Below are 22,276 nucleotides of genomic sequence, written 5' to 3'. Positions count from 1 at the left end.
ATGAAAGTGACCAGGGCGTTTCTGGCCGCGGGGCTGGGTGTTGCCGCGGCTGCGCTGTCGGCCTGCCAGGATGCGGCCGATGACGGCGGCACCGGCGCGCGCGCGCAGATCCGGGTCGTGGGATCATCGACCGTCTATCCCTTCACCACGGCGGTCGCGGAACAGTTTGTCCGCAAATTCACGCAGTTCCAGGCGCCGATTGTCGAATCGACCGGCACCGGCGCGGGGATGAAGCTGTTCTGCGCCGGCGTGGGTGCGGCCTATCCCGATATCGAAAACGCATCGCGGCGCATCAAGGCCTCCGAACATGCCGATTGCGTGCGCAACGGCGTGACCGAGGTGATCGAGCTGCAGATCGGCGTCGATGGCCTGGCATTTGCGCAAGCGAAGAACGGCCCGCGCCTCGCGCTCAGCGAAGCCGATGTCTACCGCGCCATCGCCGCCGCCCCGTTCGGGCGCCCCAACACCGCGCGCACCTGGCGCGACATCAACCCCGCGCTGCCGGCGGTGCCGATCAAGGTCTATGGCCCATCGAGCACGTCGGGCACGCGCGATTCGCTGGTCGAGCTGGTGCTGAAACCGGGGTGCGAGACCGATCCGGCGACCCGCGCGCTCAAGAGCAGCGACCCGAAAAAGTTCGAGAATATCTGCGCAAAGCTGCGCGACGACGGGGCCTATGTCGATTCGGGCGAGAATGACAATCTGATCGTCCAGAAGCTCAACGTGAACCCGACCGCGATCGGGGCCTTTGGCTACAGCTTTCTCGAGGAAAATCTCGACACGCTGCGCGGGGTGGCGATCCAGGGGGTGATGCCGTCGGTCGCGACGATCCAGGACGGCAGCTATCCGGGCGCACGGCCGCTGTTCATCTATGTCAAAAAAGCGCATCTGGCCGCGGTGCCGGGGCTGCGCGAGTTCATCGGCGAATATGCGATTGGCTGGCGACCCGGTTCCTACCTGTCGCGCCGCGACCTGATCCCCGCGCCGCCTGCGGTGATGGCTGCCAATGCGCGGGTGGCGACCGAGCTGACCCCGCTTGATCCGGCGGAGCTGAAATAACGATGACGCCGCTGTCGACCCTTATCCTCATTCTCGGTCTCGGCCTGGTCGGCTGGGCAGCCGGGCGTGCCCGCGCCCGGGCGCGAGCATCGGTGCCGGGCGTGCGCGCCCATTCGCTGCCCGGCTATCATGGCTGGTATGTCGCGATCTGGACGGTGGTGCCCGCGCTCGCCTTCCTCGCGCTGTGGAGCAGCTTTGCCCCCGCGCTGGTCACCGACGCCGTCCTGCAGACGCCGGCGGCACAGCTGCTGCCTGCCGAAACGGTCGACCGCGCGGCGATCCTGAGCGAGGCGCGGCGCATCGGCACAGGGGGTCAGGCCAATGCGTTCAACCCGCTGTCGGCGCAGCTGGCCCCGGCCTATGCGGCGGCAACCGCGCGGTTCGGCTTTTATGGCGGTGCCACGGCGATCCTGATCGCCTTTGCCTGCGGTGCGTTCGTGTTCACCCGCATCCGCGCCGATTTCCGCGCGCGCACCCGCGTCGAACGGCTGGTGATGGGCGGTCTGCTGCTCGCCTCGCTGATCGCGATCCTCACCACCGTCGGCATCATCGCGTCGCTGCTGTTCGAATCCGCGCGCTTCTTCCAGATGGTGTCGCCGGCCGGGTTCCTGTTCGGCACCAGCTGGAGCCCGCAACAGGCCGGGTTCGGCGACATCAACCGCGTGTTCGGCGCGGTGCCGCTGTTCTGGGGCACGATCTTCATCGGCGCGATCATCGCGATGCTGGTCGCGATCCCGCTCGGGCTGATGAGCGCGATCTACCTGACCCAATATGCCGCCCCGGGGTGCGCGCCTGGATGAAGCCGGTGCTCGAGATCCTGGCCGGCGTGCCGACCGTCGTTTACGGCTATTTCGCGGCGCTGACCGTGGCCCCGGCCGTGCGCGACGCGGCGGCCGCGCTCGGCCTTGCCAGCGCGACATCGGAAAGCGCGCTGGCCGCCGGGCTGGTCATGGGGGTGATGATCATCCCGTTCGTGTCGTCGATGGCCGATGATTCGATCGCCGCCGTGCCGCGCGCGATGCGCGACGGCTCGCTTGCCATGGGCGCCACCCAGTCGGAGACGATCAGCCGCGTGCTGCTGCCCGCGGCCCTGCCCGGCGTCGTCGGCGGTGTGCTGCTGGCGGTCAGCCGGGCGATCGGCGAGACGATGATCGTGGTGATGGCCGCCGGGCTGACCGCGAACCTGACCGCCAATCCCTTTGCCAGCGTGACGACGGTGACCGTCCAGATCGTCCAGCTGCTGACCGGGGATCAGGAGTTTGACAGCCCCAAGACGCTCGCCGCCTTCGCGCTCGGGCTGGTGCTGTTCATCGTCACGCTTTTGCTCAACATCGTCGCCCTGCGCGTCGTCAAAAAATATCGGGAAGCCTATGAGTGACACGGTTCTTGCCGGCGTGCGCCCGCGCGGCACCGAGGCCGGGCGCACGCCGACCGACTGGAAAGGTGCGGCGATGCAGCGCCGCATCAAGCGGCGCTACGCCGCCGAACGCCGGTTCCGCCTGATCGGGCTGGGCGCGGTGATGCTGTCGGCGGCGTTCCTTGCCTTTCTGCTGGTCGTGATGATCGCCAATGGCTGGCGCGGCTTCACCCGCACCGAGGTCAGGCTGGACGTGGATTTCGCACGCGCCGGGCTGACCGTCACGCCGGCGATGCTGGGCGGCGCGGATGCCGACCGGCTGCTCGCGACCGCGGGGCTGGAGGATCTGGTCAACCGCACGGCGGTGCAGCAGTTCGGGCCGGGCGGCGAGCGGCTGCTGTCCGAGGCGGGATGGCTGGAACTGCGCCGCGCGATCAAGGCCGATCCGTCGGTGCTGTCGCGCACCGCCCCGCTCTGGGTGCCGGCAGCCGACGCCATCGACGTCGCGGCCAAGCATCAGGGCACCGCGCGCGCCGAGGCGGATTATGCCCGGCTGGCCGCAAAGGGCGCGGTGCGCACCGGCTTCAACCTCACCTTCCTGAGCGATGCCGATGCGACCGACCCGGCGATGGTCGGCATCTGGGGAGCGCTCAAGGGTTCGCTGCTGACCATGCTGGTCACGCTTGCGCTCGCCTTTCCGATCGGCGTGCTGTCGGCAGTCTATCTGGAGGAATATGCACCCCGCAACCGCTGGACCGACCTGATCGAGGTGTCGATCAACAATCTGGCGGCGGTGCCCTCGATCATCTTCGGGCTGCTGGGCCTCGCCATCTTCCTCAACACCTGGCACCTGCCGCGCTCGGCCCCGCTGGTCGGCGGGCTGACGCTCGCGCTGATGACCATGCCGGTGATCGTGATCGCCGGGCGCAACGCGATCAAATCGGTGCCGCCGTCGATCCGCGACGCGGCGCTGGGCATCGGCGCCAGCCGCATCCAGGTGGTGTTCCACCATGTCCTGCCGCTGGCCCTGCCGGGCATCCTGACCGGCACGATCATCGGCATGGCCCGCGCGCTCGGCGAAACCGCGCCGCTGCTGATGATCGGCATGCGGGCGTTCATCGCCTCGCCGCCCGGCGGCATTTCCGATCCGGCGACCGTGCTGCCCGTGCAGATCTTCCTGTGGTCCGACGAGGTCAGCCGCGGTTTTGTCGAAAAGACCTCGGCCGCGATCATCGTGCTGCTGGTGTTCCTGCTCGCGATGAACGCCGTCGCCATCTATCTCCGCAACCGCTTCGAACAACGCTGGTGATCCATGTCTGAGCCGACCACCCCCACCCGTCCCAAGATGACGGCGCGCGACGTCAGCGTGTTCTATGGCGCCAAGCAGGCGATCCGGAACGTGTCGATCGATGTCGACATGGAAAATGTCACCGCGTTCATCGGCCCGTCGGGCTGCGGCAAATCGACCTTTCTGCGCACGCTCAACCGCATGAACGACACGATCGGCAATGCCCGTGTCGAAGGCCGGATCGCGCTTGACGGCGAGGACATCTACGCGCCCGAAATGGACGTGGTGCAGCTGCGCGCGCGCGTCGGGATGGTGTTCCAGAAACCCAATCCCTTCCCCAAGTCGATCTTTGAAAACGTCGCCTACGGGCCGCGCATCCACGGCCTGTCGCGCAGCAAGAGCGAGCTTGAGGGCATTGTCGAACAGTCGCTGCGCCGCGCCGGGCTGTGGGACGAGGTCAAGGACCGGCTGTCGGACAGCGGCACCGCCCTGTCGGGCGGCCAGCAGCAGCGGCTGTGCATCGCCCGCGCCATCGCGGTCGACCCCGAAGTGATCCTGATGGACGAGCCGGCATCGGCGCTCGATCCGATCGCGACCGCCAAGATCGAGGAGCTGATCCACGAACTGCGCGGGCGTTATGCGATCGTGATCGTGACCCACAACATGCAGCAGGCCGCGCGCGTGTCGCAGCGCACCGCCTTTTTCCATCTGGGCGAACTGATCGAATATGGTGTGACGTCGGAACTGTTCACCAATCCCCGGCAGGAACGCACCAAGGACTATATCACCGGACGCTATGGCTGAGGACGCGGGACATGCAGGAACATACGGTCAAGGCGTTTGACGAAGACATCGTCAAGCTGCGCGGCCTGATCTCGGAAATGGGCGGCCGCGCCGAGGCGGCGATCGACCATGCGATGGCCGCGCTCACCCGGCACGATCTGGATGCGGCCAGCCGCATCATCGCCGAGGACAAGCGCATCGACGAGCTGGAGGCCGCGGTCGAAAAGCTCGCGGTCCAGATCATCGCCCTGCGCGCGCCGCTGGCCGATGATCTGCGCGAGGTGGTCGCCGCGCTCAAGATCGCCGCGGTGATCGAGCGCATCGGCGATTATGCGAAGAACATCGCCAAGCGCGTGCCGCTGATCGGCCGCCAGCACCAGATCGAGGCGCTGTCGGTGCTGCCAGCGATGGCGCAGCTGGCAAGCGACATGCTGCACGACGTGCTCGACGCCTTTGCCGCGCGCGACTGGGAAGCGGCGATCGAGGTCAACAAGCGCGACCGGGCGGTCGATGATTTCTACAACAGCCTGTTCCGCACGCTGCTGACCTTCATGATGGAAAATCCTGCGACCATCGGCGAGGCGGCGCATCTGCTGTTCATCGCCAAGAATCTGGAGCGGATCGGCGACCATGCAACCAACGTCGCCGAAATGGTCTATTTCGCCGCCAAGGGCGTGCACATGGCCGAACGCGAGCGCGGCGACGATGTGACGGAGGCGCAGTGATGGCCCGGGCAAAGATGCTGCTGGTCGAGGACGACGCCGCGCTGGCCGAGCTGCTCGTCTGGCATTTCCAGCGCGAGGATTTCGAGATCCGCCACACCGCCGATGGCGAGGAGGCGCTGCTGATCGCGCAGGAAAACACCCCCGATCTCGTCCTGCTCGACTGGATGATCGAAGGGCTGTCGGGCATCGAGGTGTGCCGCCGCCTGCGCCGCATGCCCGAGACGCAGAATGTGCCGATCATCATGCTCACCGCGCGCGGCGAGGAGGAGGACCGGGTCCGCGGGCTTGAAACCGGTGCCGATGATTATGTGACCAAGCCGTTTTCGCCGCGCGAACTGGTTGCGCGCGTCGGCGCGGTGCTGCGCCGCGTGCGGCCGGCGCTGGCGGGCGAGCAGCTGACCTATGCCGATCTGGAAATGGACACGGTCGGCCACAAGGTGCGCCGGGGCGGGCAGCTGGTCGCGCTCGGCCCGACCGAGTTCCGCCTGCTCAAGCATTTCCTCGAACATCCGGGCTGGGTGTTCTCGCGCGAGCGGCTGCTGGACAGCGTCTGGGGCCATGACGCCGATATCGAGCCGCGCACCGTCGACGTGCATATCCGCCGGCTGCGCCAGGCGATCAATGCCGGCGGGCGGCCGGACATCATCCGCACGGTGCGCAGCGCCGGCTATGCGCTGGACGCCGACGGCAAGCTGTGAAGAGCGGTTTCCGGGGCGGCTGATCCCGCGACGGACACGGCGGCAGCGCGAAGAATGACAGCGGGGGCAGCGCATCCGGCCCCGACACGCCTATAGGGTGAGGCATGGCTGCCCAATCCCCTGATCTCGCCCGCATCATTGCCCGCCTTGCCGCCGACATGGCGCACGAACCCCAGCGCGGCCGCGTCGCCGACTATATCCCCGCGCTCGCCCGCGCCGATGCCGACCGGTTCGGCATCGCCGTGCTGACCGCCGACGGGCAGATGCATGTCGGCGGCGATGCCGATCACGGATTTTCGATCCAGAGCATTTCCAAGGTCTTCACGCTGACCATGGCGCTCAACCGCATCGGCGCGCGGCTGTGGCAGCGCGTCGGGCGCGAGCCGTCGGGATCGGCGTTCAACTCGATCGTCCAGCTCGAACATGAACAGGGGCTACCGCGCAATCCGTTCATCAATGCCGGGGCGATCGTCGTCAGCGACGTGATCCTGGCCGGGCAGACGGCAGCGGCCGCGACCGCCGAGATCCTCGATTATCTCAGGATGCTCGCCGGTGATCCCGCGATCGCGATCGACGCCGAAGTCGCCGCTTCGGAGGCGGAGACCGGCCACCGCAATGCCGCCCTTGCCAGCTATATCAAGAGCTGCGGGCGGCTCGACCATGCGGTCGCCGATGTGCTGCAGGTCTATTTCGGCCAGTGCGCGATCACGATGAGCTGCCGCCAGCTCGCCCGCGCCGGCCATTATCTGATGGCGGGCGGGCGCGGCCCGCATGGCGAGGTGCTGGTGCCGCCGGACCGGGCGCGGCGGATCAACGCGTTGATGCTGACCTGCGGCCATTATGACGGATCGGGCGAGTTCGCCTATCGCGTCGGCATTCCCGGCAAATCGGGGGTGGGCGGCGGCATCCTGGCGGTCGTGCCCGGCCGGGCGTCGATCGCCGTCTGGTCGCCGGGCCTCAATGCGCGCGGCAGCTCGATGATCGGCAGCCTGGCGCTCGAACGGCTGGCCGAGGCGATGGGCTGGTCGGTGTTTGCGGCCTGAGGGCCGGCGCTCAATAGGCGCGGGCGACGGCGAAGGCGACGGCTTCGGTCAGTGCGGCCTTAGCCGCGCCCTGCCCGAACCCGCCCAGCGCATCGACCGCGCGCTGGCCATAGCGGCGCGCCGCCGCCAGCGTGTCGTCGATCGCCCCGGTCGCGCGCAGCAGCGTCTGGGCGTGGGCAAGATCGGCGTCGCTCGCCCGGAACCCCATCATCGCATCGCGCCAGAACGCCTTGTCCTCGGCCGAACCGCGCGCATGGGCGAGGATGACCGGCAGCGTCACCTTGCCGTCACGGAAATCATCGCCCACGCCCTTGCCCATGGTTTCGGCGTCCGAGACGAAATCGATCGCGTCGTCGACCAGCTGGAAAGCGATGCCGAGATTGCGGCCATAGGCGTCGAGCGCCAGTTCCTCGGCCTCGTTGCGTTCGGCGACGACGGCGGCGATCCTGCAGGCGGCAGCGAACAAAGCGGCGGTCTTCGCGCCGATAATGTCCAGATAGCGCTCTTCGCTGGTCTCGACCTGGCGCTGGGCGGTCAGCTGGTTGACCTCGCCCTCGGCGATCACCGCGCTGGCGTTGGACAGGATCTTGAGCACCTTGAGGCTGCCGTCCTCGACCATCAGCTCAAAGCTGCGGCTGAACAGGAAATCCCCGACCAGCACGCTCGCCGGATTGCCCCAGATGATGTTGGCGGTGCGCTTGCCGCGCCGCAGGTCCGATCCGTCGACGACATCGTCGTGCAGCAGGGTGGCCGTGTGGATGAACTCCACCGCCGCGGCGAGCTTGTGGTGGCGGGTGCCCGGATAGTCGAGCAGCCGCGCACAGGCGAGCGTCAGCATCGGGCGCATCCGTTTGCCGCCGCCGGCGATCAGATGCCCGGCCAGCTCAGGGATCAGCGGCACATCGGACTGCATCCGGTCGAGGATGACCGCATTGACCGCATTCATGTCGGACGCGACGAGCGCCATCATCGGGTCGAGCGATGGCGGCCGGCCCGCGTCGATACGGTGGAGTGTTGCGCTCATGCCCCGCCCCTGTGGCCGACCGGGGCGCGAAAGACAAGGCAAAGCGGCGGCCGGACCAGGCGAAGACGGGCGCACGACTGAGAAAAGCCTTGCGCCCCCGCCGGCCAGTGTCTTGTCTGGCGCGGATGGGCATCAGATGGGGATGATGATGACGGCCGATGAACAGCTGCGCCGGTATCGCGAGAGCATCGACAATATCGATGCCGCGCTCGTGTTCATGCTGGCGGAACGCTTCAAGATCACCCAGGCGGTCGGCGCCTACAAGGCCGAACACGGGCTGCCCCCCGCCGATCCCGGCCGCGAGGACCAGCAGATCGCGCGGCTGCGCCGGCTGGCCATCGAAGCACGGCTGGACCCCGAGTTTTCGGAGAAATTCCTGCGCTTCGTGATCGACGAGGTCATCCGCCACCATGCGCGGATGCAGCAGGGCTAGGGCGAGGTTGTGGTGCCGCGCCATGCGGCGCGGGGGCGGTGTGTTTGTGCTGCGCCTTGCGGCGCAGGGTCGGCACCGGCCCGCACCCCCACCCGGCCTCCCAACGGCAGGTTACGCTATGGGAGGCCGGGTGGGGGAGCGGGCCGGCGCCGCGAACAAACAACTCCCCGGTGCCGTTCTCCTCAGCCCAAAACACCCGCCGGTTACAGCCGGGGCAACGTCACCCCGCGCTGGCCCATATATTTGCCCGCCCGGTCGGCATAGCTGACCTCGCAGGGCTCATTGCCTTTCAGGAACAGGAACTGGCACGCGCCTTCGTTCGCATAGATTTTGGCAGGCAGCGGCGTGGTGTTGGAAAACTCCAGCGTCACATGGCCCTCCCAGCCCGGTTCGAGCGGGGTGACGTTCACGATGATGCCGCAGCGCGCATAGGTCGATTTGCCGAGGCAGATGACCAGCACGTCGCGCGGCACGCGGAAATATTCGACCGTCCGCGCCAGCGCGAAGCTGTTGGGCGGGATGACGCAGATGTCGGTCTTGCGGTCGACAAAGCTGTTCGCGGCGAAATCCTTGGGATCGACGATCGCGCTGTCGACATTGGTGAAGATCTTGAACTCGTCGGCGACGCGCGCGTCATAGCCATAGCTGGACAGGCCATAGCTGATGCAGCCGTCGCGGCGCTGCGCCTCGACGAACGGTTCGATCATCCGCTCGGACAGCGCCTGCTCGCGGATCCAGCGGTCGGATAGAATGGCCATGGGGTCGCTCCGTCAAAGCCCGAGATCGGCGGGGCCGAAGGCATGGGGCAGCAGCGCCGACAAAGCGAGGCTGATCACCTCGCCACCCTCGGCCGCGGCGCAGTGGATCATCAGGTCGCGGCGACCGAGCTGCGCGGCCTCGTTCAGCATTTGGCGGCAGCGGCCGCAGGGCGTGACCGGGGCGGTGCCGCTGATCCGCCCGTCGGGGCCGAGCGCGCCGCCGATCACCGCCACCTCGACGACATCGGCCAGATGGCCTTCACAGTTCGCGCGCGCCAGCGCCACCGTCTCGGCGCACAGCGACAGGCCATAGCTGGCATTTTCCATGTTGCTGCCGGTGATGATCCGGCCATCGGCCAGGCGCAGCGCCGCCCCGACGCCGAACCGGGAATAGGGCGCATGGGCAAAGGCCGCGGCGGCGCGGGCGGCTTCGATCAGGTCGTTCATCTCATCCCTTGATGTGGAGCACGCAGATCAGCGTGAACAACCGGCGGGCAGTGTCGAAATCGACGGTGATCTTGCCCTCCAGCCGTTCGACGAGCAGCTGCGCGGCGTCGTTGTGGATCGCCCGGCGGGCCATGTCGATGGTCTCGATCTGCTGCGGCGAGGCCTGGCGGATCGCCTGGTAATAGCTGTCGCAGATCGCGAAATAATCCTTGATCGGCCGCCTGAACCTGGCGAGCCCGAGCACCAGCGTTTCCAGATGCGTGGAATCGTCGCGGAACATGTCGATCGCCAGCCGCCCCTCCTCCACCCTCAGGCGGATGCGGTAGGGCCCGGCATAGCCGTCGGCGGCCGGCCGCTGCGGCGCGAAATGATTGCCCTCGAGCAGGTCGAAGATGGCGATGCGGCGTTCCTGCTCGACATCGGCGCTGCGCCACAGGATCGTGTGCTCGTCCAGATCGACAGCGATGATGCGCGGATCGCCCATTCACCCCGGTTTAGGCACGAACCGCGGCGCGCTCAACGGGAATCGGGCGGGTGGCATGAGAGGGCGCGGGTTGCCCACAAAATCATCCACAGACTTGCTGGCTTGAGCCTGGCGCGCGAACGCGCGACACTGGCACCGACTTCCGCCACGGTCCGCGCCCCGCCCGCATCCGCGGGTCTGGCGGGCCGGACCGCGCGGCACCCGCACCAGACCGGAACCAACATGGCCGAACCGCTTCGTCTCCTTCCCCCCGCCGAGGGCCAGCCGCCCAGCCTGCCGCGCAACGTCGAGGCCGAGGCCGCGCTGCTTGGCGCGCTGATGATCGACAACCGGCTGGTCGAGGATGTCCAGCTGAAGCTGAAGCCCGAACATTTCTTCGAGCCGCTGCACGGGCGCATCTATGATGCGATCCTGCGGCTGGTCGACCGCAACATGGTCGCCAATCCGGTGACGCTGAAGCCGATGTTCGACGCCGATGAGGCGATGCGCGAACTGGGCGGCCCGGCCTATCTGGCGCAGCTGACCGGCAATGGCGCGGCGCTGATCGGCGCGCGCGACTTTGCCCAGCAGGTCTATGATCTGGCGCTGCTGCGCGAGCTGGTCGGCGTCGGGCGCGACATGGTCGAAAAGGCGCTCGACACATCGGATGCGATCGATCCCAAGGGGCTGGTCGAGGACGCCGAGACCGCGCTCTACCGCGTCGCCGAACAGGGGGCGAGGGCGGCGGCACCAAAAGCTTCGTCCAGGCGACGCGGATGGCGGTCGAACTGGCCGAGCGGGCGCAGAACTCCGGCGGGCATATTTCGGGCGTCACCACGGGGCTTGCCGATGTGAACGCCCGCACCGGCGGCCTGCAGCGGTCCGACCTGCTGATCCTGGCCGGCCGTCCCGGCATGGGCAAGACGTCGCTGGCGACCAACATCGCCTTCAACGCCGCCCAGCGCTGGATGCGCGACATGGCCGACGGCATTCCGCCCGAAAAGTCGCTGGGCGCGCGCGTCGCCTTTTTCAGCCTCGAAATGTCGGCGGACCAGCTGGCGACCCGCATCCTTGCCGAACAGTCGGGGGTGATCGGCTCCAAGATCCGCAAGGGCGAGCTGAGCCGGGACGAGTTCAACAAATTCGCCCGCGCCGCCGCCGAGCTGGAGGAACTGCCGCTCTACATCGACGACACGCCGGGGCTGACCATCGCCGCGCTGCGCACCCGCGCCCGGCGCATGCAGCGCAAGCATGGCATCGGTCTGATCATCGTCGACTATCTGCAGCTGCTGACCGGATCGTCGCGGGGCGGCGGCGACAACCGCGTGCAGGAAATCTCAGAGATCAGCCGCGGGCTCAAAACGCTCGCCAAGGAACTGCATGTCCCGGTGATGGCGCTGTCCCAGCTCAGCCGCGCGGTCGAGCAGCGCGAGGACAAGCGCCCCCAGCTGTCGGACCTGCGCGAATCCGGCTCGATCGAGCAGGACGCCGACATCGTGCTGTTCGTGTTCCGCGAGGAATATTATGTCGCCGCGCGCGAGCCCAAGGCCGACAGCAGCGATCCCAAGATCGACGAAGCCTATCGCCAGTGGCAGCAGGACATGCAGGACGCGTTCCAGCGCGCCGAACTGATCATCGCCAAGCAGCGCCACGGCGCGACCGGCAAGGTCAGGCTGAAGTTCGATTCGAGCATCACACGGTTCAGCGACTATGTCGATGACAGCTATCTGCCCGCGCAGATGCCGTAAGCGGGCCGGGACCAAATACGGCCCCATCCCGTCGCCCGTTGACCGGCGGCCCCGCGCTCGCCCATAGCTGCCGCCATGACGGAACATGCCGAAGTGGAATCCCTGTCGTTCGAGGATGCGCTGAAGCGGCTGGAGGCGATTGTCGGCCGGCTGGAGCGCGGCGACGTGCCGCTCGACGAATCGATCTCGCTTTATGCCGAGGGCGACCGGCTGCGCGCCCAGTGCGAGGCCCGGCTGGCCGCCGCCCAGGCGCGGATCGAGAAGATCACGCTCGGCCCGGACGGCCAGCCCGCCGGCACACAGCCATTCGACGCCTGACCAGATAGTTTGCCAGTAGCTTTGGGGGAGATCATGCACGGCATCGCCGCGACCAGCCTGACCGCAGCGATGCAGCGCATCGCCGCCGACATCGATCATCAGTTCGACCTGCTGCTGCCGCTGCCGGAAGATCCGCGCCGCCCGCTGTACGAGGCGATGCGCCATGCCGCGATCGGCGGCGGCAAGCGGCTGCGCCCGCTGCTCGTCTGCGCGGCTGCCGATCTGTTCCTGGTCGACCGTCAGGCGGCGCTGCGCGTCGGCACGGCGATCGAGTGCATCCATGTCTATTCGCTGATCCATGACGATCTGCCGGCGATGGACGATGACGATCTGCGCCGCGGCAAGCCAACCGTGCACAAGGCGTTCGGCGAGGCGACGGCGATCCTCGCCGGCGATTCGCTGCATGCGCTGGCGTTCGAGCTGCTGGCCGACGAACGCACCCATGCCGATCCGTTCGTGCGCGCCGAGCTGTGCCTTGAACTGGCACGGGCGAGCGGCCCGTCGGGCATGGCCGGGGGCCAGATGATGGACCTGGCGGCCGAACAGGCGCTGTTCGACCTGCCGACCGTCACCCGGCTGCAACAGCTGAAGACCGGGGCGCTGATCTCGGTCTCGCTGGAAGCGGGCGCGATCCTTGGCCGCGTTCCGCCCGAGGGGCGCACCGGCCTGCGCGCCTATGCCCGCAATCTGGGGCTGGCGTTCCAGATCGCCGACGACCTGATCGATGCCGAAGGCACCGCCGAGGCGGCCGGCAAGGCGGTCGGCAAGGATGCGGCGGCGGGCAAGGCGACCTTTATCGGCCATCTGGGCCGCGAACAGGCGCGCGCCCAGGCCGAGATGCTGGTCGAACAGGCGATCGCGCATCTCAACTCCTTTGGCGAGAAGGCCGATCTGCTGCGCGCGCTCGCCCGCTACACGATCGCGCGGGACCGGTGACGATGCGCATCGGCGTCTATCCGGGCACGTTCGATCCGGTCACCCTCGGGCATATGGACATCATCCGGCGCGGGGCGAAGCTGGTCGACCGGCTGGTGATCGGCGTCACCACCAACCCGTCCAAATCGCCGATGTTCAGCGTCGAGGAGCGGATGGCGATGGTCCGCCGCGAAACCGCCGAGGTCGACGGGGCGATCGAGGTCGTCAGCTTCGATTCGCTGCTGATGGAGTTTGCCGAGCGGCAGGGTGCGGGCATCATCGTGCGCGGGCTGCGCGCGGTCGCCGATTTCGAATATGAATATCAGATGGCGGGGATGAACCAGCAGCTCAACGACCGCATCGAGACGGTGTTCCTGATGGCCGATGTCTCGCTGCAGCCGATTGCGTCGCGGCTGGTGAAGGAAATCGCCCTTTATGGCGGCGATATCAGCCGGTTTGTGCCGCCGCTTGTCGCAGGCGAGGTGGCGGCGCGCGTCGAAAGGCTTGGCCGCCGGGGCAGCTAGCCCTATTCAGCGCGCTTCGACCCCGGCGGTTCGCCCCCGGCAGGGCGTCGCCACACCCGCTTTCCGATCGGAGCCAGACATGCGTTTGATTGCCGCCCTGTTCGCCCTGCTCGGCGCGCTGTTCGCGACCGCCTGTGCCAAGGCGGACCGGCCCGCCGCTGCCGCCGAGACGGCCCCCGCCGCCCCGCCCGAAGTGCCGGCGGCAACGCCCGACAATATCTGGGTGCTGGAGCTGTCGACCGGCGGGCGCGTGCGCATCCAGCTGCGCCCCGACAAGGCCCCCAATCATGTCGAACGGATCAAGACGCTGACCCGCAAGGGCTTTTACAACGGCTTGATCTTTCACCGGGTGATCGAAGGCTTCATGGCGCAGGGCGGCGATCCTGAAGGGACCGGCCAGGGCGGATCGGACCTGCCCGACCTGAAGGCGGAGTTCAACGATCTGCTGCACGTCCGCGGCGTGACGTCGATGGCGCGGTCGAACGACCCGGATTCGGCCAACAGCCAGTTCTTCATCATGCTGATGCCGACCTTCCGGCTCGACAATCGCTACACGGCGTTTGGCCGGGTGCTGACCGGCATGGCCTATGTCGATGCCATGCCGCGCGGCGAGCCGCCGGCCGAGCCGGGCCGCATCCTGCGCGCCTGGATCGAGGGCGATGGCGAGCCGACTGCGGTCGCCCTGCCCCCGCCCGCTCCGGCGATCCCCGCTTTGCCGCTCAAGGCCCCGGCCGGATCGCGCCGGCCCGGCAACTGATGCGCGTCGACCTGTTCGATTTCGACCTGCCGCAGGAGCTGATCGCGCTCCGCCCGGTCGAGCCGCGCGATGCCGCCCGGATGCTGGTGGTGACGCCGGCTGGCCTTGCCGACCGGGCAGTGCGCGACCTGCCGGCCTGTCTGCGGCCCGGCGACTGTCTGGTGTTCAACGACACGCGGGTGATCCCGGCGCGGCTCGAAGGCCGGCGCGGCGAAGCGCGGATCGAGGCGACGCTGCACAAGCGCGAGGGGCTGCGCAGCTGGATCGCCTTTGTCCGCAATGCGCGCCGGCTGCGCGTGGGCGACAGCATCGATTTCGGCGCGGGCGTGACGGCGCTGGTCGAGGCCAAGCTTGACGATGGCAGCGTGCAGCTGGGCTTTCCGGGCGACGAACCGGTCGAGCTGCTGCTGGAGCGCGCCGGGCAGATGCCGCTGCCCCCCTATATCGCCTCCAAGCGGCCGACCGATGCGCGCGACCGCGAGGATTACCAGACGATGTTCGCGCGCAGCGACGGCGCGGTCGCGGCACCCACGGCGGCGCTGCATTTCACCCCGCGGCTGATGGAGGCGGTGGCCGCCGCCGGCATCGCGCATGAAACGCTGACCCTGCATGTCGGCGCGGGCACGTTCCTGCCGGTCAAGGCCGAGGACACGGCCGATCACCGGATGCATGCCGAATGGGGCCGGATCGACGCCGCCACCGCCGACCGGCTGAACGCGGTGCGCGCGCGCGGCGGACGCATCATCGCGGTGGGCACGACCAGCCTGAGGCTGCTCGAAAGCGCCGCCGATGCCGGGCGCGTGATCCGGCCGTTCGAGGGCGATACCGACATCTTCATCACCCCCGGCCACCGGTTCTGCGGCATTGACGGGCTGATGACCAACTTCCACCTGCCCAAATCGACGCTGATGATGCTGGTGTCGGCGCTGATGGGGCGCGAGACGATGCTTGCCGCCTATGCCCATGCGATCGCCCAGGGCTATCGCTTCTACAGCTATGGCGATTCGTCGCTGCTGCTGCCCGAGGGTTAGGGATCGGGCGCTGGGCAGGGACCGGCCCGTGCAGCGGGCGTGGCCCCGGGCCGTCCGGTTTCGCTTGAAAGCGCGCGGCTTTCACCCGATATTCCGGCTATCCGGCATCGTGCCGGGCAAAGGAGCGTTTTTCGATGGCGAACTGGACTGACCCCCGCGCGACCGTTGCGGCGCCGACGTCGGTCGCAAGCGGTGCGGCTGCTTATGATGCCGGCCTGCGCCGCTACATGCTGTCCGTTTACAACTATATGGCCTCGGGCGTGCTGCTGACCGGCATCGTCGCGCTGGCCTTTGCATCCTCGGGGCTGGCCGCACAGCTGCTCGCGACGCCGCTGCGCTGGGTGATCATGCTCGCGCCGCTCGCATTCGTGATGGTGATGAGCTTCGGCATCAACCGCATCTCGACCGCGACGCTGCAGCTGCTGTTCTGGGCGTTCGCGACGGTGATGGGCCTGTCGATGGCGTCGATCTTCCTGGTCTTCACCGGCACCTCGATCGCGCAGACCTTCTTCGCGACCGCGGCGGCCTTTGCCGGGCTGAGCCTGTGGGGCTACACCACCAAGCGTGACCTGTCGGGCTTCGGCACCTTCCTGGTCATGGGTCTGGTCGGCCTGATCGTCGCCAGCATCATCAACATCTTCCTTGCCTCGAGCGTGATGAGCTTTGCGATCTCGGTGATCGGCGTGCTGCTGTTTGCCGGCCTGACCGCCTATGACACGCAGAAGATCAAGAGCGTCTATGCCTATGTCGCGGGCACCGAGATGATGGGCAAGGCGGTCATCATGGGCGCGCTGAACCTGTATCTCGACTTTGTGAACATGTTCACCTTCCTGCTCAACCTGATGGGCAGCCGCGACTGATCCGGTCGCGCGCGTGACACGACAGGGGCCGGTGCCGGGTGGCACCGGCCCTTTTTTTGTCAGAACATCGCCCTGATGCCGGCCGAGCCGGACAGGGTTTCGCCGCCTGCCACGCCCAATGTGCTAACAAGGCTGAGGTCGATGGCCAGCCCGTCGCTGAGGCCGACCGTGCCGACCGCGCCGAACTCCAGCCAGCCATCGCTGCCCCCCACCCCTTCGAGCAGCCGCTGGCCAGTGCCGCTGAAGCGGGTGACCGCGGCGCTGTTCGACGTCGCGGTGAAGGCGGCGAGCAGCCCGAGGCTCGAACGCGGCCCGATCGCGCGGTCGAGCGTCAGGCCCAGCGATCCGGTCGTCCCGCTCTGCCGCTGGACCAGCGGCTCCGCCACCGGTCGGCCGCCCGGCCCGAGCACGGGACGCGCGACATCGATCCGGCTGCGGTCGACAAAGGCATAGGGCGACAGCGACCAGCGTTCGGCCAGCGCAAAGCTGGCACCGATGCTGGCGCCAAAGCTTGAAATATCGCCGTCGCCGCCGACCGTCACCGTGTTGCCCGAGCGCAGCCGCACGGCCTGGTCGCGGAACGAACGGCTGCCGAGCGCGCCATGCGCCTCGAGCGTCACCACGCCGATCTGGCGGCTGTAGGACAGGTTGAACAGGCTGGTCCGCGTCGTCGTGCGCAGTTGCCGGAACTGGTCGCCGCCGCTGAACAGCGTGGCACCGATCCTGATCGTGTTCGCGCCGAAGCTGCGGGCGAGGGTGACGCCGCCAAAGCTCTGGCTGAGATCCGGGCCGAGGCGGGTGACGCCGCCATTCACCCCCGCCGTCCAGGGGCGGGGTTGCGCAGCGCCCTCCTGCGCCGATGCCGGGGCGGCGGCGAGCAGCACGAGCAAACAGATTCGTGTCATCGGATCCCCCTCCTATGATGGTCCACAGGCGAAACGAACGGGGCGGACAAAACCTTTGATGGTGCCGCGAAGGTTTTTCGGCGACCGTCCGTTTGGTCCTGGGGAGGGCAATGGTGGACGGGCCTGAGCGCCAGACCGATGATGAACAGGCACTGGTTGCGCGCACCGGGCGCGGCGACCAGATCGCGTTCAGGCTGCTGGTCGACGCCCATGCGCGCCGGCTGCATGCGCTTGCCTGGCGGATGCTGATGGACGGAACGGAGGCGGAGGATGTGGTCCAGGAAAGCTTTGCCAGGCTGTGGACGGGCGCACCGCGCTGGCGCGCCGGTTCGGGCAGCGTCGGCGGCTGGCTTGCCCGCGTCTGCACCAATCTGTGCATCGACCGGCTGCGCCGCCGCCGCTTCTGGGCCGATGAGGAGGTGCCCGACATGGCCGACGACCGGGTGGCGGCGACCGAGGCCATCGACGCAAGGCGGCTCGACCAGGCCGTGGCGGCGGCGCTGGCGGCGCTGCCGGACCGGCAGCGGACCGCCATCGTGCTAACCTATCACGAACACTGGCCGAATGCCGAGGCCGCGCAGATGATGGGCCTGCATATCAAGGCGTTCGAATCGCTGCTGCTGCGCGCGCGCACCGCGCTGCGCCGGGCGCTCACGGCACGCGGCTTTGACGGCAGCGAAGGACAGGCGGCATGACCGATCCGCTCGACCGGATGCTGGACGCGCTGCGCGTCCCCGAACCCGATCCGGGGTTCGAGGCGCGGATCGCCGCCCGCGCGGTGGCCGGGGCGCAGGACCGTCCCGGCTGGCGGCGCGGCGGCCAGGCCGGGCGGCGGCGCTGGCTGGCGCGGCACCGCACGCTCGCCAGCTTTATCGGGGCCAATCTGGTCGCGGCCGGTGCGGTCGCCGCCGCCTTGGTGTCGGGGGTCGAGATCGCCAAGCTGCCGCTGATCGCGCCGGCGATCGAGGCCGTTGCGCCTGAGCGCACCGCATCGCCGCCGCGCAACCCCCGCCGGCCCGTCCGGCAGGCCGCCGATGCCGGCGCAGCACCGGTCGATCCCGCTGCCGTGCCGGTTGCACCCGCGGCGGCGACGATGACCGGGCCAGAGGCTGCGATCGCGCGGATCAGGGAGCTGGAGGCGGCGGGCGTCACCATCCCGCTGAGGGTGCAGGAACGGGTGCGCCTTTATGAAGACCGCAAGGCGGCGCGTGACCTGCGCGCCCAGAATCTGCCGGTGCCTATCGACCTGCAGACCAGGATCGTGCGCGCCCGGCTGAACCTCGCGCCGCCGCCGGTTCGGGACCGGATGGTCGAGCGGATCGAACGCCGCCGCGCCGCCGGCCTGCCGGTGCCGGCTGCGCTTGATGCCGCCGTGCCGCTACGCGGACCGGGGTTGATCCCCGCCGACAGGACGGTCCAGCCGGCCCCGGTGCGGGTCGAAGGCGGCGCAAGCCGCTCCGCCCTGCCCGCCCGGCCCCCGGCAATCCGGCCGGCGGTCGAACGATCGGCGGGCGACCCCGGGTTGGTCGTGCCCGCAATGCCGGATGGCGGCACCGATGGGGCAGGCCCGGCTGTATCGGTGCCCGGCCAGCCAGCCACCCCGGCGGCCGGGTCGCCCCCGGGTCCGGGCACAGCCGCGACCGGCGGTCAATGGCGGGCGCGGCTGCAGCAGCTGCCCCCGGCGCAGCGCCGCCAGCTGATCGAGCGCTGGCGCGCGCGTCAGGCGGCGACCGGCCGCCCGCACTGATCCGCGTCCAGCTGCACCGCGCGGCAGCACAAGCGAAGGATCAGCCCGACATCCGCGTTGAATGGTCAGGCCGCCCCCGCGGCCCCGTGCAACGAGGAGAAGGACGATGCGCAAGACGCTGTTTCTGGTGCCGGCCATGCTGTGGGCGGGCAGCGCCATGGCCCAGCCGGTGGTCACCACCAAGCCGATCGAAACCGAAAAGGTCAGCGGCACGCGGACGCTGACCGTCGACGAAGCCGCCGGCACGCGGCGGATGCAGCTGGACGTGACCCGCAAGGCCGATGGCGCGACGGCGAGCCGCGACGTCACCCGCCAGCGCACCGACACCGGCGCAACGGTGACCGGCAGCGCGCGCAACTTTGCCGGCGAAACCGCAAGCTGGTCCAAGACCCGCGAGCGCACCGCCGACGGCTTCACCGCAAGCGGCACCGGCACCGGCTTTAACGGCAGCGCCTACACCTATGCGGGACAGGGCAGCCGCACGGCCAATGGCTATACCACCAATCACAGCGTGACGGACGCAAACGGTGCAGTGGTGCGCAGCCGGGCGGCCAATGTCTCGCGCCAGAACGGCCAGGTCACGCGGCAGATTTCGACCACGCGGCCTGAGCGCCTCGGCCGCCGCCGCTAATCCCTCTACCCCCGGGAGTGGCGGCGGGGGCCGGCGGCGATGGTCCGTGCCGCCGGTCCCCTTTTTTTCCGCCGGGCCGGTGCCTGAGGGCACCGGCCCGTTTTCGCATCAGTAAACGCGCTTCTTCGGCTTGATGTAATCGACATCGTCGGTGAGCGTGTATTCGTGCACCGGGCGATAGTCGATCGACACGCCGCCTTCGGGCTTCAGCCACGTCACCGTGTGCTTCATCCAGTTGGCGTCGTCGCGGTCGGGGAAGTCCTCATGCATATGCGCGCCGCGGCTTTCCTTGCGGTTGGCGGCGGAATGCATGGTGACGACCGCCTGGCCGAGCAGATTGTCGAGCTCGAGCGTTTCGATCAGATCGGTGTTCCACACCATCGACCGGTCGGTCACGCGCACATCCTCGATCGAACGCGCGATCGCGTCGATCTTGGTCTGCCCTTCGGCGAGCAGGGCCGAATCCCGGAACACCGCGGCATGGGCCTGCATCGTCTTCTGCATCTCGCGCCGGATCTGTGCGGTCGGCGCGCTGCCGGCCGCGTGGCGGAACCGGTCGAGCCGGGCCAGCGCCTGCTCCTCGGCACCCTTGGGCAGCGGATTGTGCGGCGTGTTGGGCTTCAGGATGTCGGCGATCCTGAGGCCGGTCGCCCGGCCGAACACCACCAGATCGATGAGCGAGTTGGAGCCGAGCCGGTTGGCACCGTGCACGGACACGCACGCCGCCTCGCCGACGGCGAACAGGCCCGGCACCACCGAATCGGGGTTGCCGTCCTTCAGCGTCACCACCTCGCCATGATAATTGGTCGGGATGCCGCCCATATTGTAATGGACGGTCGGCACCACCGGCAGCGGCTGGCGGGTCAGATCGACCCCGGCAAAGATCTTGCCGGTCTCGGTGATGCCCGGCAGGCGTTCGGCCAGCACCTTGGGGTCGATATGGTCGAGGTGCAGATAGATGTGATCGGCTTCCTTGCCGACGCCGCGGCCCTCGCGGATCTCCATCGCCATCGACCGGCTGACGACGTCGCGGCTGGCCAGATCCTTGGCCGAGGGGGCATAGCGTTCCATGAACCGCTCGCCCTGGGCGTTGGTCAGATAGCCGCCCTCGCCGCGCGCGCCCTCGGTGATCAGCACGCCCGCGCCGTAAATGCCGGTCGGGTGGAACTGCACGAACTCCATGTCCTGAAGCGGCAGCCCTGCGCGCAGCACCATCGCATTGCCGTCGCCGGTGCAGGTATGGGCCGAGGTCGCCGAGAACCAGGCGCGGCCATAGCCGCCGGTCGCCAGCACCACGGCATGGCTGCGGAAGCGGTGGATCGTGCCGTCTTCCATGCACAGAGCGATCACGCCCCGGCACACGCCGTCTTCCATGATCAGGTCGAGCGCGAAATATTCGATGAAGAAGTCCGCATCATATTTCAGGCTCTGCTGATACAGCGTGTGCAGCATCGCATGGCCGGTGCGGTCGGCCGCCGCGCAGGTGCGCTGCGCCGGCGGGCCTTCACCCATATTCTGCATCATGCCGCCGAACGGCCGCTGATAGATGCGGCCTTCGGTGGTGCGCGAAAACGGCATGCCGGCATGTTCGAGTTCATAGACCGCAGCCGGTGCCTCGCGGCACAGATATTCGATCGCGTCCTGGTCGCCCAGCCAGTCCGACCCCTTGACGGTGTCGTACATGTGCCAGGTCCAGTGGTCCGGCCCCATATTGCCGAGCGACGCGGCGATGCCGCCCTGCGCGGCGACCGTGTGGCTGCGCGTCGGGAAGACCTTGGTGATGCACGCGGTCTTGAGCCCCGCGCCGGCCACGCCCATCGTCGCGCGCAGGCCGGCCCCGCCGGCCCCCACGATGACGGCGTCATAGCTGTGGTCGATGATCTTATAGGCGTCCGCCATCAGGCAGCTCCCGCAAAGGCGATCTTGAGGATCGAGAAGATGGCCAGCGCGCCCGCGCCGACCGCGTAGAAGTTGAGCGCGACGAGCCAGAGCACGCGCTGCTCATTGTGCTGATAGTCCTCGATGACGACCTGCAGCCCCATGCGGAAATGCCAGAACACGCTGAGCACCGTCAGCATCATCGGCACCGCCGCCAGCGGATCCTGCAGCCACGCGGTCACCGTCGCGTAATCGAGCGACGGCAGCCGGGCGATCGAGAAGATGAACCACAGCATCAGCAGGAAGTTCGATCCCGCCGTCAGCCTGTGGGTCCACCAGTGATGGGCACCCGATTTGGCGGAGCCCAGGCCGCGCACGCGGCCGATCTGCGTTCCCGTTCCCATCAGCCCTTCACCACCAGAATATAGGTCCAGAACAAGGCGGTCGCGACGACCGAGAAGGCCCAGGTCAGCTGGGCCGAGCGTTTGTTCGATTTGAGCTCGAAGTTCGCGCCCATATCCATCACCAGATGGCGGACGCCCGATGCCATGTGCTGGAAGAAGCTGAGGCTGAGCCCGATGCCCAGCACATAGCCGGCGATGTTCAGACCGCCGGATTTGAGCGTGAACAGGTCGAGAAAGCCCTGATAGGCCGCCTCGCCGCTGGCCAGCGCCACCAGCCACCAGACCAGCAATATGGCCCCAACCGTCGCCATGCCCGACCCGGTGGCGCGGTGGAGGATCGACACCGCCATATGCGGGCCCCAGCGCCAGATGGTCAGGTGCGGCGACAAGGGCCGCGTGCGGTTGCTGCTGCTCATATCGAGCCCCTTTGCGTTGCTGTCGGGCTGCGTCTTAGCCCGTCTGCGCCAAGGTGCAACCGGG

Annotated in this window: 24 protein-coding genes and 2 pseudogenes; 18 read left to right on the top strand and 8 right to left on the bottom strand. The window is 68.3% G+C overall.

Annotation, left to right across the window (positions count from 1 at the left end; all coding sequences use genetic code 11):
- The 7 genes and pseudogenes from GVO57_RS04910 (at nt 1) to GVO57_RS04880 (ending at nt 6,953) form a co-directional block, all read left to right on the top strand.
- Nucleotides 1–1,059, top strand: coding sequence for a substrate-binding domain-containing protein (locus GVO57_RS04910; protein ID WP_160592227.1), 1,059 nt, complete (start codon nt 1–3; stop codon nt 1,057–1,059).
- Between the two features lie 2 nt (nt 1,060–1,061).
- Nucleotides 1,062–2,437, top strand: a pseudogene (pstC, locus tag GVO57_RS04905) (phosphate ABC transporter permease subunit PstC).
- Nucleotides 2,430–3,725, top strand: a complete 1,296-nt coding sequence (gene pstA / locus GVO57_RS04900) for a phosphate ABC transporter permease PstA (RefSeq protein ID WP_160592226.1) — start codon at nt 2,430–2,432, stop codon at nt 3,723–3,725. The pseudogene pstC and the gene pstA overlap by 8 nt, the downstream one beginning before the upstream one ends.
- Before the next feature lie 3 nt (nt 3,726–3,728).
- Nucleotides 3,729–4,508, top strand: a complete 780-nt coding sequence (pstB, locus tag GVO57_RS04895) for a phosphate ABC transporter ATP-binding protein PstB (protein ID WP_160592225.1) — start codon at nt 3,729–3,731, stop codon at nt 4,506–4,508.
- A gap of 11 nt (nt 4,509–4,519) precedes the next feature.
- On the top strand, nt 4,520–5,212 hold the full coding sequence (gene phoU / locus GVO57_RS04890) for a phosphate signaling complex protein PhoU (RefSeq protein WP_160592224.1): 693 nt from the start codon (nt 4,520–4,522) through the stop codon (nt 5,210–5,212).
- Nucleotides 5,212–5,910, top strand: a complete 699-nt coding sequence (phoB, locus tag GVO57_RS04885; protein ID WP_160592223.1) for a phosphate regulon transcriptional regulator PhoB — start codon at nt 5,212–5,214, stop codon at nt 5,908–5,910. Before phoU ends, phoB begins: the two co-directional genes overlap by 1 nt.
- A gap of 104 nt (nt 5,911–6,014) precedes the next feature.
- Nucleotides 6,015–6,953 (top strand): glutaminase, encoded by a 939-nt coding sequence (locus tag GVO57_RS04880; protein ID WP_160592222.1) that lies wholly within the window; start codon nt 6,015–6,017, stop codon nt 6,951–6,953.
- A 10-nt stretch (nt 6,954–6,963) separates the two neighbouring features.
- Here the strand turns inward: GVO57_RS04880 and GVO57_RS04875 are convergent, their stop codons facing one another.
- Entirely contained in the window at nt 6,964–7,977 is a 1,014-nt protein-coding gene (locus GVO57_RS04875; RefSeq protein ID WP_160592221.1) for a polyprenyl synthetase family protein, read from the bottom strand.
- 136 nt (nt 7,978–8,113) lie between these two features.
- Here GVO57_RS04875 and GVO57_RS04870 point away from each other — a divergent pair, with 136 nt between their 5' ends.
- Nucleotides 8,114–8,410 (top strand): chorismate mutase, encoded by a 297-nt coding sequence (locus GVO57_RS04870; RefSeq protein ID WP_233281477.1) that lies wholly within the window; start codon nt 8,114–8,116, stop codon nt 8,408–8,410.
- Between the two features lie 203 nt (nt 8,411–8,613).
- Here GVO57_RS04870 and dcd read toward each other — a convergent pair whose 3' ends face one another.
- From dcd to GVO57_RS04855, 3 genes are read right to left on the bottom strand one after another with little or no spacing between them, the layout of a single operon-like run.
- Nucleotides 8,614–9,168 (bottom strand): dCTP deaminase, encoded by a 555-nt coding sequence (dcd, locus tag GVO57_RS04865; RefSeq protein WP_160592220.1) that lies wholly within the window; start codon nt 9,166–9,168, stop codon nt 8,614–8,616.
- Between the two features lie 12 nt (nt 9,169–9,180).
- Nucleotides 9,181–9,615 carry a cytidine deaminase gene (locus GVO57_RS04860; RefSeq protein WP_160592219.1) on the bottom strand — a complete coding sequence of 145 codons (435 nt, stop codon included), beginning with the start codon at nt 9,613–9,615 and terminating at the stop codon, nt 9,181–9,183.
- 1 nt (nt 9,616) lies between these two features.
- A complete protein-coding gene (locus GVO57_RS04855; protein ID WP_160592218.1) occupies nt 9,617–10,099 on the bottom strand; it encodes a UPF0262 family protein in 483 nt (160 codons plus the stop codon).
- A 222-nt stretch (nt 10,100–10,321) separates the two neighbouring features.
- Here GVO57_RS04855 and GVO57_RS04850 point away from each other — a divergent pair.
- From GVO57_RS04850 to GVO57_RS04820, 7 genes and pseudogenes are all read left to right on the top strand, one after another.
- Nucleotides 10,322–11,826, top strand: a pseudogene (locus GVO57_RS04850) (replicative DNA helicase).
- A 75-nt stretch (nt 11,827–11,901) separates the two neighbouring features.
- The gene (locus GVO57_RS04845; protein ID WP_160592217.1) at nt 11,902–12,144 is read left to right on the top strand and encodes an exodeoxyribonuclease VII small subunit; all 243 of its coding nucleotides are present in this window, start codon (nt 11,902–11,904) and stop codon (nt 12,142–12,144) included.
- 33 nt (nt 12,145–12,177) lie between these two features.
- Entirely contained in the window at nt 12,178–13,080 is a 903-nt protein-coding gene (locus GVO57_RS04840; protein ID WP_160592216.1) for a polyprenyl synthetase family protein, read from the top strand.
- A 2-nt stretch (nt 13,081–13,082) separates the two neighbouring features.
- On the top strand, nt 13,083–13,583 hold the full coding sequence (gene coaD, locus GVO57_RS04835) for a pantetheine-phosphate adenylyltransferase (RefSeq protein ID WP_160593827.1): 501 nt from the start codon (nt 13,083–13,085) through the stop codon (nt 13,581–13,583).
- Nucleotides 13,584–13,662: 79 nt separating this feature from the next.
- Nucleotides 13,663–14,340: a peptidylprolyl isomerase gene (locus GVO57_RS04830; protein WP_160592215.1), complete on the top strand. Its 678-nt coding sequence runs from the start codon at nt 13,663–13,665 to the stop codon at nt 14,338–14,340.
- Complete coding sequence (gene queA, locus GVO57_RS04825) at nt 14,340–15,371, top strand: tRNA preQ1(34) S-adenosylmethionine ribosyltransferase-isomerase QueA (protein ID WP_160592214.1); 1,032 nt, start codon at nt 14,340–14,342, stop codon at nt 15,369–15,371. The genes GVO57_RS04830 and queA overlap by 1 nt, the downstream gene beginning before the upstream one ends.
- Before the next feature lie 134 nt (nt 15,372–15,505).
- Nucleotides 15,506–16,231 (top strand): Bax inhibitor-1/YccA family protein, encoded by a 726-nt coding sequence (locus GVO57_RS04820; protein WP_160592213.1) that lies wholly within the window; start codon nt 15,506–15,508, stop codon nt 16,229–16,231.
- A gap of 59 nt (nt 16,232–16,290) precedes the next feature.
- On the opposite strand, the gene GVO57_RS04815 is transcribed toward GVO57_RS04820, so the two are convergent.
- A complete protein-coding gene (locus GVO57_RS04815) occupies nt 16,291–17,136 on the bottom strand; it encodes a hypothetical protein (RefSeq protein ID WP_160592212.1) in 846 nt (281 codons plus the stop codon).
- A gap of 110 nt (nt 17,137–17,246) precedes the next feature.
- Between GVO57_RS04815 and GVO57_RS04810 the strand changes: the two genes are divergently transcribed.
- The 3 genes from GVO57_RS04810 to GVO57_RS04800 all read left to right on the top strand — a co-directional run bounded on the left by GVO57_RS04810 (nt 17,247) and on the right by GVO57_RS04800 (nt 19,514).
- Nucleotides 17,247–17,831, top strand: coding sequence for a sigma-70 family RNA polymerase sigma factor (locus GVO57_RS04810; protein ID WP_160592211.1), 585 nt, complete (start codon nt 17,247–17,249; stop codon nt 17,829–17,831).
- Entirely contained in the window at nt 17,828–18,883 is a 1,056-nt protein-coding gene (locus GVO57_RS04805) for a hypothetical protein (RefSeq protein ID WP_160592210.1), read from the top strand. The genes GVO57_RS04810 and GVO57_RS04805 overlap by 4 nt, the downstream gene beginning before the upstream one ends.
- A 106-nt stretch (nt 18,884–18,989) precedes the next feature.
- Entirely contained in the window at nt 18,990–19,514 is a 525-nt protein-coding gene (locus tag GVO57_RS04800) for a hypothetical protein (protein ID WP_160592209.1), read from the top strand.
- A 108-nt stretch (nt 19,515–19,622) separates the two neighbouring features.
- Here the strand turns inward: GVO57_RS04800 and sdhA are convergent, their stop codons facing one another.
- Genes sdhA through sdhC form a run of 3 tightly spaced genes read right to left on the bottom strand, consistent with a single transcriptional unit; the run spans nt 19,623 to nt 22,212 of the window.
- Nucleotides 19,623–21,413, bottom strand: a complete 1,791-nt coding sequence (gene sdhA, locus GVO57_RS04795; protein WP_160592208.1) for a succinate dehydrogenase flavoprotein subunit — start codon at nt 21,411–21,413, stop codon at nt 19,623–19,625.
- Nucleotides 21,413–21,796: a succinate dehydrogenase, hydrophobic membrane anchor protein gene (gene sdhD / locus GVO57_RS04790; RefSeq protein ID WP_160592207.1), complete on the bottom strand. Its 384-nt coding sequence runs from the start codon at nt 21,794–21,796 to the stop codon at nt 21,413–21,415. Before sdhD ends, sdhA begins: the two co-directional genes overlap by 1 nt.
- Nucleotides 21,796–22,212: a succinate dehydrogenase, cytochrome b556 subunit gene (sdhC, locus tag GVO57_RS04785; protein ID WP_160592206.1), complete on the bottom strand. Its 417-nt coding sequence runs from the start codon at nt 22,210–22,212 to the stop codon at nt 21,796–21,798. Before sdhC ends, sdhD begins: the two co-directional genes overlap by 1 nt.
- Between the last annotated feature and the right edge of the window lie 64 nt (nt 22,213–22,276).

Source organism: Sphingomonas changnyeongensis (genome assembly GCF_009913435.1).
GTDB classification, from domain to species: Bacteria; Pseudomonadota; Alphaproteobacteria; order Sphingomonadales; family Sphingomonadaceae; genus Sphingomonas_B; species Sphingomonas_B changnyeongensis.
Note: the sequence above shows the minus strand (reverse complement) of the source record. Positions and strands in the feature narration are given on the sequence as shown.